Origin of the sequence: Pseudomonas viridiflava, assembly GCF_900184295.1 — a bacterium.
Taxonomy (GTDB): Bacteria; Pseudomonadota; Gammaproteobacteria; order Pseudomonadales; family Pseudomonadaceae; genus Aquipseudomonas; species Aquipseudomonas viridiflava.
This window is the reverse complement of record NZ_LT855380.1, coordinates 96,017-110,079: the sequence shown is the minus strand read 5'-3', so window position 1 is coordinate 110,079 and position 14,063 is coordinate 96,017. Positions and strand designations below refer to the sequence as shown.

The following is a 14,063-nucleotide window of genomic DNA, read 5'->3' as shown; positions in this document are numbered from 1 at the left end:
TTCTTCATGACCAAGACTGTCATCACCAGCGAAAAAGCCCCGGCGGCCATCGGCCCTTACTCGCAGGCGATCAAGGCTGGCAATACCGTCTACATGTCCGGCCAGATCCCTCTGGACCCGAAAACCATGGAGCTGGTCGACGGCATCGAAGCCCAGATCACTCAGGTCTTCGAGAACCTGAAGTCCGTCGCTGAAGCGGCTGGCGGCTCGTTCAAGGACATCGTCAAGCTGAACATCTTCCTGACGGACCTTGGCCATTTCGCCAAGGTCAACGAGATCATGGGCACCTACTTCGCACAGCCTTACCCGGCGCGTGCAGCCATCGGCGTTGCCGCACTGCCACGTGGTGCGCAGGTCGAGATGGACGCGATTCTCGTCATCGAATAAATCCCCCAGCGGAGCGTTGCTGCGTTCCGCTCTCCCTTAAGGAAGGAATCTGTTATGCGTTCCGCGCTCGCCATTTCACTGCTGGCCGTCGTTCTCGGCGGCTGCTCCAGCTTTGCCGACCGCAACCCGGACGGCACCTGGATCAACCAGACCGCCATCGATGCCGCAGTCAAGCAGGGCAACCTGCGTCAGGCGCTGCTCGCCAACGGTCCGAATCTGGAGTGGCAGATCAACTCCAAGGCCAATCAGGCGGTGTACTCCAACGGCTTCGAGCTGGGTGAAGGCAAGATTGTCAGTGCCGCTGAAGGCAAGCTGCACATCGACTTCTACGGCAACTTCTTCGAAGACCTGAGCGTCAAGGGTGACGAACTGGTTCAGGCAGCCAGCGAATCCGGCCCTGAACAGCACTTCGAAAAACCGAAGAACACCGTACCCGAAGGCGCACAGCCGGGCAGCACCTTTGAAAAAGCGCTGTATGCGGCCTACATGGGCGGCAAATGGACCATCGTCGAAGGCGACGGCCAAGGCAGCACCGTGCAGTTCATGCCGGACGGCAGCGTCCAGGGTCTTCCGGAAAATGATCGCTTCGCGCTGTGCCTGGCTGGCGACTGCGCCGCCATGAGCGGTGAGTACGACAGCATGTGGCTGGAAAAGGCCGAGCAGGGTAATCCCTGGATTTTCGCTCGCAAGGGTAAGCAACTGGAGATTTTCCAGGCGGTGAACAACGCAGGGGCCGATCAAATGCCCGAACTGCGTCCGGGCACTCGCCGCTGGTTGCTTGAGCAGCAGTAAGCCATAGCGTCACCCATAAAAAAGCGCCTTCAAGGGGCGCTTTTTTATTTCGGCTCATTCAGGCCTTGTCGGCGCCCAGCAAAGCCGCATATCCCGCTCGGTAATCAGGATACACCGGTACCCAGCCCAGCGCACGGGCACGCGCATTGCTGCAGCGTTTGCTGCCGACCCGCTGCACGCTGACGTCGTCAGACCATTCGGTAACGCCCAGGTACTCACGAATCCACGACACCACGTCAGCCAAAGCAGCCGGGTCGTCGTCCACGCCCAGATAGCAACTCTCCAGTGCAACGCCCCGATCATCGGCCTCAAGCAGATGCGCCAGCAGACCCGCTGCGTCGTCGGCGTGAATGCGATTGGCGTAGACCGGCGGGTCGATCCTGACGCTGTGGCCCTGGCGCACCCGGTTGGACAGGTCTGCACGGCCCGGCCCGTAGATACCAGTCAATCTCACGGCCGTGGCGGGAAGGCCGCTGTTCAGCGCCAGCTGTTCAGCCTCAAGCATGACCGTGCCGGTATAGCCGACAGGTTCGGTTGCGGACGTTTCATCGACCCATTCACCCTCCTGCTGGCCGTAAACACCGCTGCTGGACACGAAAAACAGACGTTTGGGCCGTTGACCCTGCTCTTTGAGCCAGCCAAGCACATGACGCAACCCGTTGACATAGGCGTCTCGATAACCGGCTTCGTCACGCTGCGAGGGCGTGGCGCAATACACCACATAGTCGATCCGGCCAGCCGGCCAGTCAGCGGGTCTCGCGGTCGCGAACAGATCCCCCTGGATTGGCAAGACACCCTCGGGCAGTTCGGAAACCGTGCGCCGCAGCCCATGGACAGACCAGTCATGAGCCAGCAGGCGCGTGGCCAGTCGGGAGCCGATATCGCCACAACCAGCGATCAAAACGGATGGGGCAGACATTGCATATCTCCACAGGAAGGTGATCAGTCACCGTGTAAGTCATCAGAAAACGTCAAATATTCGGGCCAATATGTAAAAAAGATACAGTATTACTTTTGTTAACAAGAACGATTTGCAATAATGGCGACCCATTTGTTCCCCTGGAACGCCGAACGCAACGCACGGCGACTGGAACGATCACTTTCTATTCTCCCAGGTCAGGCCAGCATGACACGTATCCAATCAATCGCTTCGCCAACCAAGCTATTCAGCCTGCCTAGCGCATGGCGCGGCATCGCGGCTCTCGTCCTGAGCCTGATGCTCGCACCCGTTGCACTTGCCGACCAGTCGGCACCCGCGACGCCGCCTGCCTCCACGGCCCCTGCAGCGACCAACGCCGCACCGGCGCCGGTTCAGGCTGACGCCGCAGCGCCTGTGGAGACGCTGGAACCTGCCGCCGAAGACAACAGCCTGGGCATGTCGCACGACCTGTCGCCATGGGGCATGTACCAAAACGCCGACGTGGTGGTTAAAGCAGTCATGATCGGTCTGGCCATCGCCTCGATCATCACCTGGACCATCTGGATCGCCAAGGGTTTCGAACTGCTGGGCGCCAAGCGCCGCCTGCGTACCGAAATCGCCAACCTGAAGAAGGCCCGCACCCTGTCCGAAGCCGGTGAAACCGCTGCGAAGGAAGGCACGCTGGCCAACCTGCTGGTTCACGACGCGATGGAAGAGATGCGCCTGTCGACCAACAGCCGCGAGCGCGAAGGCATCAAGGAACGCGTCAGCTTCCGCCTCGAGCGTCTGGTTGCAGCCTGCGGTCGCAACATGAGCTCCGGCACCGGTGTGCTGGCAACCATCGGCTCCACCGCGCCTTTCGTGGGCCTGTTCGGTACCGTATGGGGCATCATGAACAGCTTCATCGGCATCGCCAAGACCCAGACCACCAACCTCGCCGTCGTTGCTCCAGGCATCGCCGAAGCCTTGCTGGCAACCGCGCTGGGCCTGGTTGCCGCGATTCCTGCAGTGGTCATCTACAACGTCTTCGCCCGCTCCATTGCCGGTTACAAGGCACAGGTTGCCGATGCCTCGGCGCAGGTACTGCTGCTGGTCAGTCGCGATCTGGACCACCAGCCAGCTGCCGAACGCAGCCAATCGCCACACATGGTCAAGGTGGGCTGAACCTTGGGCATGCATCTGAAGGAAGGCGACGACGATCTCGCCGAAAACCACGAAATCAACGTCACGCCGTTCATCGACGTCATGCTGGTGCTGCTGATCATCTTCATGGTCGCGGCACCTCTGGCCACGGTGGACATCAAGGTTGACCTGCCTGCATCTACCGCAACGCCGCAACCCCGGCCCGAAAAGCCGATCTTCCTTAGCGTCAAGACCGACAAGAGCCTGTACCTGGGCGAGGAGAAGGTCGCACGCGAGCAGATCGGTCAGGTGCTGGATGCGCGCACCAAGGGCAAGAAAGACACCACGATCTTCTTCCAGGCCGACAAGGGCGTGGATTACGGCGATCTGATGGACGTCATGAACTCGCTTCGGGGTGCGGGCTACCTGAAAGTCGGTCTGGTAGGCCTTGAGACGGTTGGTAAGAAATGATCACTACGCGCCAAAAACTGACGCGCTATAGCGGTAGTCTGTTGTTGGTGCTGGCCGTGCACGCGATTGCGATCATCGTCGCTCTTCGCTGGCCGGCCTCTCAAGCCATCGAACTGCCTCCGGCAGCCATGATGGTCGAGCTGGCGCCCTTGCCGGAACCCGCACCGCCGCCACCGCCTCAGGTCGTCCAGCCGCCTCAGCCGCCCGCGCCGGAAGAACAGGTGCAGGTGCCAGAGGTCGTGGAAGCGCCGAAGCCGGAAATCGTCGTGCCCAAGAAGGTGGAAAAGCCCAAGCCAAAACCGCAGCCGCCAAAGCCGCAGAAGAAGCCTGAGCCGCCAAAGCCCGAGGAAAAACCTGCCGAAGAGAAACCGGTGGACACGCCTCCGACCACGGCTAAACCCGAGAAATCGGCTGCTCCGACACCGCCGGCACCTGCTTCGCCGCCAAGCAATGCGCTGCCAAGCTGGCAGGGCGACCTGCTGCGCCATCTGGGCAAATACAAGAAGTACCCTGAGGACGCCCGTCGTCGCGGCATGCAGGGTGTGGCTCGTCTGCGCTTCGTGGTTGATGCACAGGGCAATGTGTCGTCGTACGAGATTGCCAGCAGCTCCGGCAGTCCGGCACTGGATCGGGCGACCATGGAGATGATCCGTCGCGCGCAGCCTCTGCCGAAGCCGCCTGCAGAGATCCTCAACAACGGCACCATCGAAATCCTCGCACCGTTCGTTTATTCGCTGGATAAACGCTGAATCGCACTTTTGTTACTCAAGAGTGCTTCTGATAACGTGCGTCTATCGATTGCACCCGCTATGCTGGGGCCGCAACTTCATGGACGCACGTTATGACTCTTACAGAATTGCGCTACATCGTTACGCTTGCCCAGGAACAGCACTTCGGCCACGCCGCCGAGCGCTGTCATGTCAGCCAGCCTACGCTGTCGGTGGGTGTCAAAAAGCTCGAAGACGAACTCGGTGTGCTGATTTTCGAACGCAGCAAGAGCGCCGTGCGCCTGACGCCAGTGGGCGAAGGCATCGTCGCCCAGGCGCAAAAGGTACTTGAACAGGCTCAGGGTATCCGCGAGCTGGCACAGGCTGGCAAGAACCAGCTGACGGCACCGCTGAAAGTCGGCGCCATCTACACCGTCGGCCCTTACCTGTTTCCCCACCTGATTCCGCAACTGCATCGCGTTGCCCCGCAGATGCCGTTGTACATCGAGGAAAACTTCACTCACGTGCTGCGCGACAAGCTGCGCAACGGTGAGCTGGATGCCGTCATCATCGCGCTGCCGTTCAACGAAGCCGACGTGCTGACCCTGCCTCTGTATGACGAGCCGTTTTCTGTCCTGATGCCTGCCGACCACCCGTGGACTCAAAAAGAGACCATCGACGCCTCGGCCCTGAATGACAAGAGCCTGCTGTTGCTGGGCGAAGGCCACTGTTTCCGCGATCAGGTGCTGGAAGCCTGTCCTACACTGACCAAAGGCAGCGAGGGTGCCAGGCACACCACCGTGGAATCCAGCTCGCTGGAAACCATTCGCCACATGGTCGCGTCAGGACTGGGGATTTCGATTCTGCCGTTGTCGGCAGTCGACAGTCACCACTACGCGCCCGGCGTGATCGAAGTACGTCCGCTGACGCCGCCCGTACCCTTCCGCACGGTTGCCATCGCCTGGCGTGCAAGTTTCCCGAGGCCCAAGGCTATCGAGATTCTCGCTGACTCCGTGCGCCTGTGTTCAGTGGCACGTCCCAAGACAGAAGCGAGCTAGGCAGGAAGAAAATGAGCGAGCTTTCCAAAGTCTCGGTCACCGCGCTCAAGGGCGTCGGCGAGGCCATGGCTGAAAAGCTGGCAAAGGTCGGTCTGGAAAACCTGCAGGATGTGCTGTTTCATCTGCCGTTGCGTTATCAGGATCGGACTCGCGTCGTGCCTATTGGCGCGTTGCGGCCAGGCCAGGACGCGGTGATCGAAGGCGTCGTAAGCGGCGCCGATGTGGTGATGGGCAAACGTCGCAGCCTGCTGGTACGGCTGGGCGATGGCACGGGTGTCGTCAGCCTGCGCTTCTATCACTTCAGCAATGCCCAGAAAGAAGGCATGAAGCGCGGCACTCACCTGCGCTGTTTCGGCGAAGCACGCCCAGGCGCGTCCGGCCTTGAAATCTATCACCCTGAATACCGTGCGATCACGGGCGACGAGCCTGCGCCTGTCGAACAGACCCTGACGCCGATCTACCCCTCGACAGAAGGCCTCACGCAACAGCGTCTGCGCCAGCTCTGTCAGCAAAGCCTGGCGATGCTCGGCCCCAAAAGTCTGCCGGACTGGTTGCCGGATGAGCTGGCCCGAGATTATCAACTGGCTCCGCTGGACGATGCGATTCGCTACCTGCATCACCCACCGGCCGACGCCGACGTCGAAGAGCTGGCTCTGGGTCATCACTGGGCCCAGCATCGCCTGGCCTTCGAGGAGCTACTGACTCACCAGCTCTCCCAACAACGGCTGCGCGAAAGCCTGCGCTCGCAACGTGCACCGGCCCTGCCATTGGCGAAAAAACTGCCCAGGCAGTTTCTTGCCAACCTCGGCTTCCCGCCCACCGGCGCGCAACAGCGCGTCGGCAAGGAAGTGGCCTACGACCTCAGTCAGCCCGAACCCATGCTGCGCCTGATTCAGGGCGACGTCGGCTCGGGCAAGACCGTCGTAGCGGCGCTCGCAGCCTTGCAGGCGCTGGAGGCCGGTTATCAGGTGGCGTTGATGGCACCGACCGAGATTCTCGCCGAGCAGCACTACATCAACTTTCAGCGCTGGCTCGAGCCGCTGGGCATCGGTGTGGCGTGGCTGGCCGGCAAACTGAAGGGCAAAGCCCGCGTGACGTCGCTTGAACAGATCGCCAGCGGCACACCGATGGTGGTCGGCACACACGCGCTGTTTCAGGACGAAGTGCAGTTCAAGAATCTGGCACTGGTCATCATCGACGAACAGCACCGCTTCGGTGTTCAGCAACGCCTGGCGCTGCGCAAGAAAGGCGTGGGCGGCCTGATGTGCCCGCACCAGTTGATCATGACGGCCACACCGATTCCCCGCACGCTGGCCATGAGTGCCTATGCGGACCTGGACACGTCGATTCTCGACGAACTGCCGCCGGGTCGTACGCCGGTCAACACCGTGCTGGTCGCCGACAGTCGCCGGATGGAAGTGATCGAGCGGGTGCGCTCTGCCTGTGCGGAGGGTCGGCAGGCATATTGGGTGTGCACGCTGATTGAAGAGTCCGAAGAACTGACCTGCAAGGCGGCCGAAACGTCGTTCGAAGAATTGAGCAGCGCGCTGGGCGAGTTGCGTGTCGGGCTGATCCATGGGCGCATGAAGCCTGCCGAGAAAGCAGCGATCATGGCCGAGTTCAAACAGGGCGCACTGCAGTTGCTGGTGGCGACCACGGTGATCGAAGTCGGCGTCGATGTGCCCAATTCCAGCCTGATGATCATCGAGAACCCCGAGCGACTGGGCCTTGCCCAGCTCCACCAGTTACGTGGTCGAGTCGGCCGGGGCAGCGCTGTCAGTCACTGCGTGCTGCTTTACCATCCGCCGCTGTCGCAAATCGGGCGACAGCGACTGGGAATCATGCGTGAGACCAACGACGGTTTCGTCATCGCCGAAAAGGATCTGGAGCTGCGCGGCCCAGGCGAAATGCTCGGAACCCGACAAACGGGCCTGCTGCAATTCAAGGTCGCCGACCTGATGCGTGATGCCGATCTATTGCCTGCCGTTCGCGACGCAGCCCAAGCCCTGCTTGAGCGTTGGCCGCAACATGTCAGTCCATTGCTCGAACGCTGGCTGCGTCATGGCCAGCAGTATGGCCAGGTGTGATACAGGCTACGCTTTGGAAACCGCATGCGACCCAACTTGAATAAGGTGGTTATACTTCGGCCACTGTAGGAATTTGGACAAAGACCATGACAGAAGTTGCTCACGTCGATGATTCGCATCACGCCCCGTCGGTTATCCGGCAGTTGCTTGAAAAATTGGCGATCAGCTACAACGAAGTCGTCGATGACAAAAACCTGCAACCGGCGCGGAAGGTTCAAGCCGTCCTGGTCGAAGACGCCGTAGGCGCTCTTCTCATCCTGTTTCCGCAAAGTCAGCTGTTGGACCTCAGCCGGATTACCGAGCTGACGGGTCGGCAATTGACCGCTGTGCCGCACGAGCGGCTGCTGCGCATGCTGGCCAAACACAGCCTGCATGTACTGCCGGGCCTGCCCGCGCTGACTAGCTCACCCTGCCTTTACGATGAGCGCCTGCTGCAGGAACCCTCGCTGTTGGTAGGTTCGGGCGAACCCGGCGTGTTACTGGAAATCAGCAGCGAAGACTTCAAAGGCATGCTCAGCAAAGCCAGCGCCGCCGTTTTCGGGCAGCCTGTCAGCGCGATTCATCCCAACCTCGATCGTCCTGATGATGATCCCGCAGAAATCACCAAAGCCATGAGCAACTTCACGGCGCGCCGTATCCAGCAACGTCTGGAAGCGACACTGGAAATTCCGCCGCTGGCCGGGACTGCACAAAAGATCATCAAGCTTCGGGTCGATCCCGATGCGACCATCGACGACATCACCGGCGTGGTCGAAACCGACCCTGCGCTGGCGGCACAGGTGGTCAGTTGGGCTGCATCGCCTTACTACGCGTCGACCGGCAAGATTCGCTCGGTGGAAGACGCCATCGTCCGCGTGCTGGGTTTCGATCTGGTGATCAACCTGGCACTGGGCCTGGCGCTGGGCAAGACCCTGAGCCTGCCCAAGGATCAGCCGCAACAGACCACGCCTTACTGGCAACAGTCGATCTACACCGCAGCCGTAATCGAGGGCCTGACCCGCGCCATCCCGCGCGCGAAGCGACCTGAAGGCGGCCTGACGTATCTGGCCGGTCTGCTGCACAACTTTGGCTACCTGCTGCTCGCGCACGTGTTCCCGCCGCACTTCTCGCTGATCTGCCGTCAGCTGGAAGTGAACCCGCATTTGCACCACAGCTATATCGAGCATCACTTGCTCGGTATCAGTCGTGAGCAGATCGGTGCCTGGCTGATGCGTTACTGGGACATGCCTGACGAGCTCGCCACTGCGCTACGCTTTCAGCATGATCCGCATTACGCAGGCGAACATCACGCCTACGCCAATCTGGTGTTTCTGGCCGTGCGTCTGTTGCGTGCCAACGGCGTCGGGGCAGGGCCACAGCAGGAGATTCCGGACGAGCTGTTCGAGCGTCTTGGTCTGACCCGCGAAAAGGCCAACGAATCCGTCAAGAAAGTACTCGAAGCCGAAGTGCTGCTGCGCGAACTGGCGTCTCAGTTCAGCCAGTAAGCGCTCACTCTGCCCATCGCGTGGGCATGCACCCTGTGCGCTCTGCGTCACTTCGAAAGCGGACGCGGAGCGTCCTGAGAGGCGTTACCACGCTGTAGCGTGGAAACGATCAATATCCGAAGACGAACTTAGTCCGGCTCTCCCTCGCGCCCCGGCAAGTGCTCGTCCAGGTGCAGCCATGGCAATCGGTTTTCGATGAAGATGTGCCGCGAGGGCGCTGCCAGCTCCGGGTGGTCAAGCGTGGCGATGACCACGTCGATCTCCTGCGGGCTGTTGCGGGTGAACAGCGCCGTATGGGCTCCGCAGTTGCCGCAGAAGTAGCGGATGCAGGTCGGACCCGAGTCATAGGTGGCCGGGCTGCCCGCCAGCCATTGGAAAGACGCCAGTGGCACGGAGGTCCAGGTCATGACCGTCCCGCCGGACGTTCGTCTGCAGATGGAACAGTGGCAATGGGCGATGTCCTCCAGAGGCGCATCGAACTGATAACGCAGGTTGCCGCAATGGCAGCCGCCGGTGTGAATCTGGCTCATGACCGCGTCTCCCTGTTGTGCGTCGATAAGCGTGTCGCCTTAAAGTGACCACAAACACTGAATAAAGTGACCACAAACACCGATTGAAAGGTCGGTGAAAGCTTGCGCAATTAGCATCGCCTCACTTCCGGCAAAAAGACCGGCCAGCCCGGGTGTCGCTCAACGCGCTCTCAGGCCCAATTAACAACAATAATGGTGATTGCAATGCTTGCTGAATTTCCGATCCGTACCCTCCTTGCGCCTCCTCTCCACGTACCGCTCCTACTGAGCTGACTCGTTCGTTTCCATCGTTCTGTAGCCGTATTACGTCTGGAGTATTCCCATGCTGACTTTCCTTGGCTTCGCCATGGTCATTGCGTTCATGTACCTGATCATGAGCAAGCGACTGAGCGCGCTGATCGCCCTGATCCTGGTGCCTATCATTTTCGCCCTGTTCGGCGGCTTCGCGTCGCAGATCGGTCCGATGATGCTGGCCGGTATTACCAAGCTGGCGCCGACCGGCGTGATGCTGATGTTCGCCATTCTGTACTTCGCGCTGATGATCGACTCCGGCCTGTTCGACCCGGCCGTGCGCAAGATCCTGAAAATGGTGAAAGGCGACCCGATGCGCATCTCGGTCGGCACTGCGGTGCTGGCCCTGGTGGTCTCGCTGGACGGTGACGGCGCAACCACCTACATGATCTGCGTCGCCGCCATGCTGCCGCTGTACAGCCGCGTCGGCATGAGCCCGCGCATCATGGCAGGTCTGATCATTCTGGCCGGTGGCGTGATGAACATGACCCCGTGGGGCGGCCCGACCGCTCGTGCGGCCAGCGCCCTGCATGTCGATGCCTCGGACATTTTCGTCCCGATGATCCCTGCGATGCTGGCTGGCGTGGTTGCGATCCTGGCGATTGCCTACTTCTACGGCAAACGTGAGCGCGCCCGTCTGGGTGAACTGCACCTCAAAGGCGACGAAGTCGATCACAGCGAAATCAGTGTTTCGCAGTTCCCGGATGCCCGTCGCCCGAAACTGATCTGGTTCAACGGTGGCCTGACGCTGGTATTGATGGTCGCCCTGATCATGGGTCTGCTGCCGCTGCCGGTGCTGTTCATGATTGCGTTCAGTATCGCGATGATCATCAACTACCCGAACCTGCAGGATCAGAAGGACCGCGTTTCGGCTCACGCCGGTAGCGTTCTGGCGGTGGTCGGTCTGATCTTCGCTGCCGGTATCTTCACCGGCATCCTGTCGGGCACCGGCATGGTCGATGCCATGTCCAAGAGCCTGCTGGCCGTGATCCCTGACGCACTGGGCCCTTACCTGGCGGTCATCACCGCGCTGGTCAGCATGCCGTTCACCTTCTTCATGTCCAACGATGCGTTCTACTACGGCGTACTGCCAGTGCTGTCCGAGGCCGCCGCCCACTACGGCATCAGCCCGGTGGAAATGGCTCGCGCCTCCATCGTCGGCCAGCCGGTTCACCTGCTCAGCCCGCTGGTGCCTTCGACTTACCTGCTGGTCGCACTGGCCGGGATCGAGTTCGGTGATCACCAGCGCTTTACCCTGAAGTGGGCGATTCTGGTGTGCATGTGCATTCTGGTTGCAGCGCTGGTCATGGGGATTTTCCCGCTCTACAGCAGTCTATAACTTCAGGCTGTGACAGGCCCGCCATTGACCCGAGGGTTGATGGCGGGCTTTTTCATGTTTGAGGACACCCCATGGAATGGCTGACCAATCCCGAGATCTGGGCTGCATTTTTTACCCTGACCGCCCTGGAAATCGTTCTGGGCATCGACAATATCATCATGATTTCCATCCTCGTCGGGCACATGCCCAAGGCGATGCAGCCACGCACCCGGATCGTCGGGCTGGCGCTGGCGATGGTGACGCGGATTCTGCTGTTGCTCTCCATCACCTGGGTCATGCGCCTGACCGATGATCTGTTTTCGGTGCTGGGCAAAGGCTTTTCCGGGCGTGATCTGATCCTGTTCTGCGGCGGGCTGTTTCTGCTCTGGAAAAGCTCGCAGGAGATCTATCACGGGCTGGAAGGCGAAGAAGAGGGCGCAACGCCCAGAGGCGGCAACGGGCAGTTCTTCTACACCATCATTCAGATCGCCATTCTCGACATCGTGTTCTCACTGGATTCGGTCATCACCGCCGTGGGCATGGTCTCCGATATTCCGGTCATGATCGCGGCCATCGTGACGGCGGTCCTGGTGATGATGCTGTGCTCGGGCGCCATCAGCGACTTCATCAATCGGCATCCGTCATTGAAGATGCTCGCCCTGTCGTTTCTGATTCTGGTCGGAACCGTCCTGATCGCGGACGCGTTCGACGTGCACGTGCCCAAAGGCTATGTGTACTTCGCAATGGCGTTTTCGCTGGGGGTGGAAACCATCAATATCCGGATGCGCATGGCCAGGGCTGTCCGTAAGGAACCCATGAGTGACTCAAGCGATAGGCGCTGACTGGAAGTACAAGCCGCCTCTTATCAAACAACCTGTAACCCACTGAAGGAACGCGATTTTGTGGGAGCGGACTTGTCCGCGAATACTGTATTTCAGGCGATGAATATTCGTCGGATGTACTGGCCTTTTCGCGGACAAGTCCGCTCCCACTGAGTTTGATGCGCGACAGCGCTACGTCGAAGACGTAGTGGCGCCTCCCACAGTCCAGAGACTCTGCGTCACTCAGTGGGAGGGGGATTTATGACACTTTTATTTCAATGAAACCAAGGCTGTGCGATGCTGGCGTCAAGGCCAAAGGCCGACTAAAGCTTAGTAGAGCGCTACAAAACACTTCCCCGCTCGCTACACGCTGCACCTTTCAATCCAATGCCTGTATGGGCAAACCTCAGGGGCTCTCAGTATGCTGACCCTGCTCGATTTGCTATCCGCCGTGGCCCTGCTGATCTGGGGCACGCACATTGTGCGCACTGGCATCCTTCGTGTTTACGGCGCGCAATTGCGGCGCGTGCTCAGCCAGAACATGTCCAAACGTCCGCTGGCCTTCATCGCCGGTATTCTCGTGACCGCCATGGTGCAGAGCAGCAACGCCACGGCAATGCTGGTGACCTCGTTCGTGGGCCAAGGTCTGATGACGCTGACGCCAGCACTCGTGATCATGCTCGGCGCCGACGTCGGCACCGCACTGATGTCGCGAGTGCTGACCTTCGATCTATCCTGGCTGTCGCCGCTGCTGATTTTCCTCGGCGTGGTGTTCTTCCTGTCGCGCAAGCAGACCCGAGCCGGGCAGTTGGGCCGCGTCGGTATCGGCCTGGGGCTGATCGTGCTGGCGCTGCAACTGATCGTCGAAGCGGCCGCTCCGATTACTCAGGCGGCAGGGGTGAAGGTGCTGTTCGCGTCGCTGACGGGCGATCTGCTGCTGGATGCGCTGGTCGGTGCAATGTTCGCCCTGATCTCCTATTCAAGCCTTGCGGCCGTGCTGCTGACCGCCACACTGGCGGGCGCGGAAATCATCGGGCTGCCCGTGGCCATTGGTCTTGTGATCGGCGCCAACATCGGCAGCGGCCTGTTGGCATTCCTGAGCACCAGCATGCAGAACGTGGCGGGCCGGCAGGTCGCGCTGGGCAGTCTGTTATACAAGCTGCTGGGCCTGCTGCTGATCATTCCGGTGCTCAATCCGCTCGTAGCCTGGATCGACACCCTGGGCTTCAGCCCTCAAGAGCTGGTGATCGGCTTCCACCTGATCTACAACACCGCGCGCTGCCTGATCATGCTGCCCACTGTCGGCCCGATGGCACGCCTGTGCACCGCGTTGCTGCCACAGCAGAACGAAGTCGGCGGCCTGGCCAAACCGCGCCATCTGGACCTTACCGCACTGGCAACGCCAAGCCTGGCGCTGGCCAATGCCGTACGCGAAACGCTGCGCATGGGCGATCTGATCGAAAGCATGCTCGGCTCGATGCTGGCCGTGCTGCGCGGCACACAGACCGCCGTCACGCAGGAGGTACGTCGTCTCAACGATGACGTGGAAGCGCTCTATAACGCGATCAAGCTTTACCTGGCGCAGATGCCGCGTGAAGAGCTGGGCGAGCACGATAATCGTCGCTGGGCGGAGATCATCGAGCTGACCATCAACCTGGAACTGGCCGCCGGTCTTATCGAGCGCATGCTGCGCAAGATCCAGCAGCAGAAGACCTCGCAGCGTCGCTCGTTCTCGGAAGTCGGGCTGGAAGAACTGGCCGATCTGCACATCCAGTTACAGTCCAACCTGCGTCTGGGGCTGTCGGTCTTTCTCAGCGGCGACGAAGAAAGCGCCCGCCAACTGCTGCGTGAAAAACGTCGTTTTCGGGCGCAGGAACGGCGTCTGGCGCATGCTCATGTCAGTCGGCTGCAGCGGAAAGTCGTGCAGAGCATCGAGACCAGTTCGCTGCACCTGGAGCTGATCGCCGACATGAAGCGCCTCAACTCACTGTTCTGCAGCAGCGCCTACGCAGTACTGGAAACCTCCGATACCGGCGCGCTTGCCAGCGAAACCGCAGTGGAGCAATCGTTATGAAC

At 60.6% G+C, this 14,063-nt stretch carries 13 protein-coding genes; 11 read left to right on the top strand and 2 right to left on the bottom strand.

All coding sequences use genetic code 11. The annotated features are described in order from the left end of the window. Nucleotides 1–6 precede the first annotated feature (6 nt). Both ridA and CFBP1590_RS00525 read left to right on the top strand, forming a co-directional pair. Entirely contained in the window at nucleotides 7–387 is a 381-nt protein-coding gene (ridA, locus tag CFBP1590_RS00530; RefSeq protein WP_004887183.1) for a deaminase RidA, read from the top strand. 54 nt (nucleotides 388–441) lie between these two features. After that, nucleotides 442–1,179, top strand: coding sequence for a hypothetical protein (locus tag CFBP1590_RS00525; RefSeq protein ID WP_004887185.1), 738 nt, complete (start codon nucleotides 442–444; stop codon nucleotides 1,177–1,179). Between the two features lie 58 nt (nucleotides 1,180–1,237). On the opposite strand, the gene CFBP1590_RS00520 is transcribed toward CFBP1590_RS00525, so the two are convergent. Next, complete coding sequence (locus tag CFBP1590_RS00520; protein ID WP_088234275.1) at nucleotides 1,238–2,098, bottom strand: SDR family oxidoreductase; 861 nt, start codon at nucleotides 2,096–2,098, stop codon at nucleotides 1,238–1,240. A 207-nt stretch (nucleotides 2,099–2,305) separates the two neighbouring features. On the opposite strand from CFBP1590_RS00520, the gene exbB reads away from it, so the two are divergent. The 6 genes from exbB to CFBP1590_RS00490 all read left to right on the top strand — a co-directional run bounded on the left by exbB (nucleotide 2,306) and on the right by CFBP1590_RS00490 (nucleotide 9,027). Beyond that, a complete protein-coding gene (exbB, locus tag CFBP1590_RS00515; protein ID WP_088234274.1) occupies nucleotides 2,306–3,262 on the top strand; it encodes a tonB-system energizer ExbB in 957 nt (318 codons plus the stop codon). A gap of 3 nt (nucleotides 3,263–3,265) precedes the next feature. Further along, complete coding sequence (gene exbD / locus CFBP1590_RS00510) at nucleotides 3,266–3,691, top strand: TonB system transport protein ExbD (RefSeq protein WP_004887194.1); 426 nt, start codon at nucleotides 3,266–3,268, stop codon at nucleotides 3,689–3,691. Next, nucleotides 3,688–4,440, top strand: a complete 753-nt coding sequence (locus CFBP1590_RS00505; RefSeq protein WP_004887195.1) for an energy transducer TonB — start codon at nucleotides 3,688–3,690, stop codon at nucleotides 4,438–4,440. Before exbD ends, CFBP1590_RS00505 begins: the two co-directional genes overlap by 4 nt. A gap of 92 nt (nucleotides 4,441–4,532) precedes the next feature. Then, entirely contained in the window at nucleotides 4,533–5,456 is a 924-nt protein-coding gene (locus CFBP1590_RS00500) for a hydrogen peroxide-inducible genes activator (protein ID WP_004887197.1), read from the top strand. A gap of 11 nt (nucleotides 5,457–5,467) precedes the next feature. Further along, a complete protein-coding gene (gene recG, locus CFBP1590_RS00495; protein WP_029241375.1) occupies nucleotides 5,468–7,543 on the top strand; it encodes an ATP-dependent DNA helicase RecG in 2,076 nt (691 codons plus the stop codon). 86 nt (nucleotides 7,544–7,629) lie between these two features. Next, a complete protein-coding gene (locus tag CFBP1590_RS00490) occupies nucleotides 7,630–9,027 on the top strand; it encodes an aminoacyl-tRNA deacylase and HDOD domain-containing protein (protein ID WP_029241376.1) in 1,398 nt (465 codons plus the stop codon). A 128-nt stretch (nucleotides 9,028–9,155) separates the two neighbouring features. On the opposite strand, the gene CFBP1590_RS00485 is transcribed toward CFBP1590_RS00490, so the two are convergent. Beyond that, nucleotides 9,156–9,557, bottom strand: a complete 402-nt coding sequence (locus tag CFBP1590_RS00485; protein ID WP_088234273.1) for a GFA family protein — start codon at nucleotides 9,555–9,557, stop codon at nucleotides 9,156–9,158. 322 nt (nucleotides 9,558–9,879) lie between these two features. Here CFBP1590_RS00485 and CFBP1590_RS00480 point away from each other — a divergent pair, with 322 nt between their 5' ends. From CFBP1590_RS00480 to CFBP1590_RS00470, 3 genes are all read left to right on the top strand, one after another. Continuing rightward, nucleotides 9,880–11,187, top strand: a complete 1,308-nt coding sequence (locus CFBP1590_RS00480) for a CitMHS family transporter (protein WP_029241378.1) — start codon at nucleotides 9,880–9,882, stop codon at nucleotides 11,185–11,187. A gap of 71 nt (nucleotides 11,188–11,258) precedes the next feature. After that, entirely contained in the window at nucleotides 11,259–12,008 is a 750-nt protein-coding gene (locus tag CFBP1590_RS00475) for a TerC family protein (RefSeq protein WP_088234272.1), read from the top strand. Between the two features lie 400 nt (nucleotides 12,009–12,408). Next, nucleotides 12,409–14,061 (top strand): Na/Pi cotransporter family protein, encoded by a 1,653-nt coding sequence (locus tag CFBP1590_RS00470; protein WP_029243046.1) that lies wholly within the window; start codon nucleotides 12,409–12,411, stop codon nucleotides 14,059–14,061. Nucleotides 14,062–14,063 lie beyond the last annotated feature (2 nt).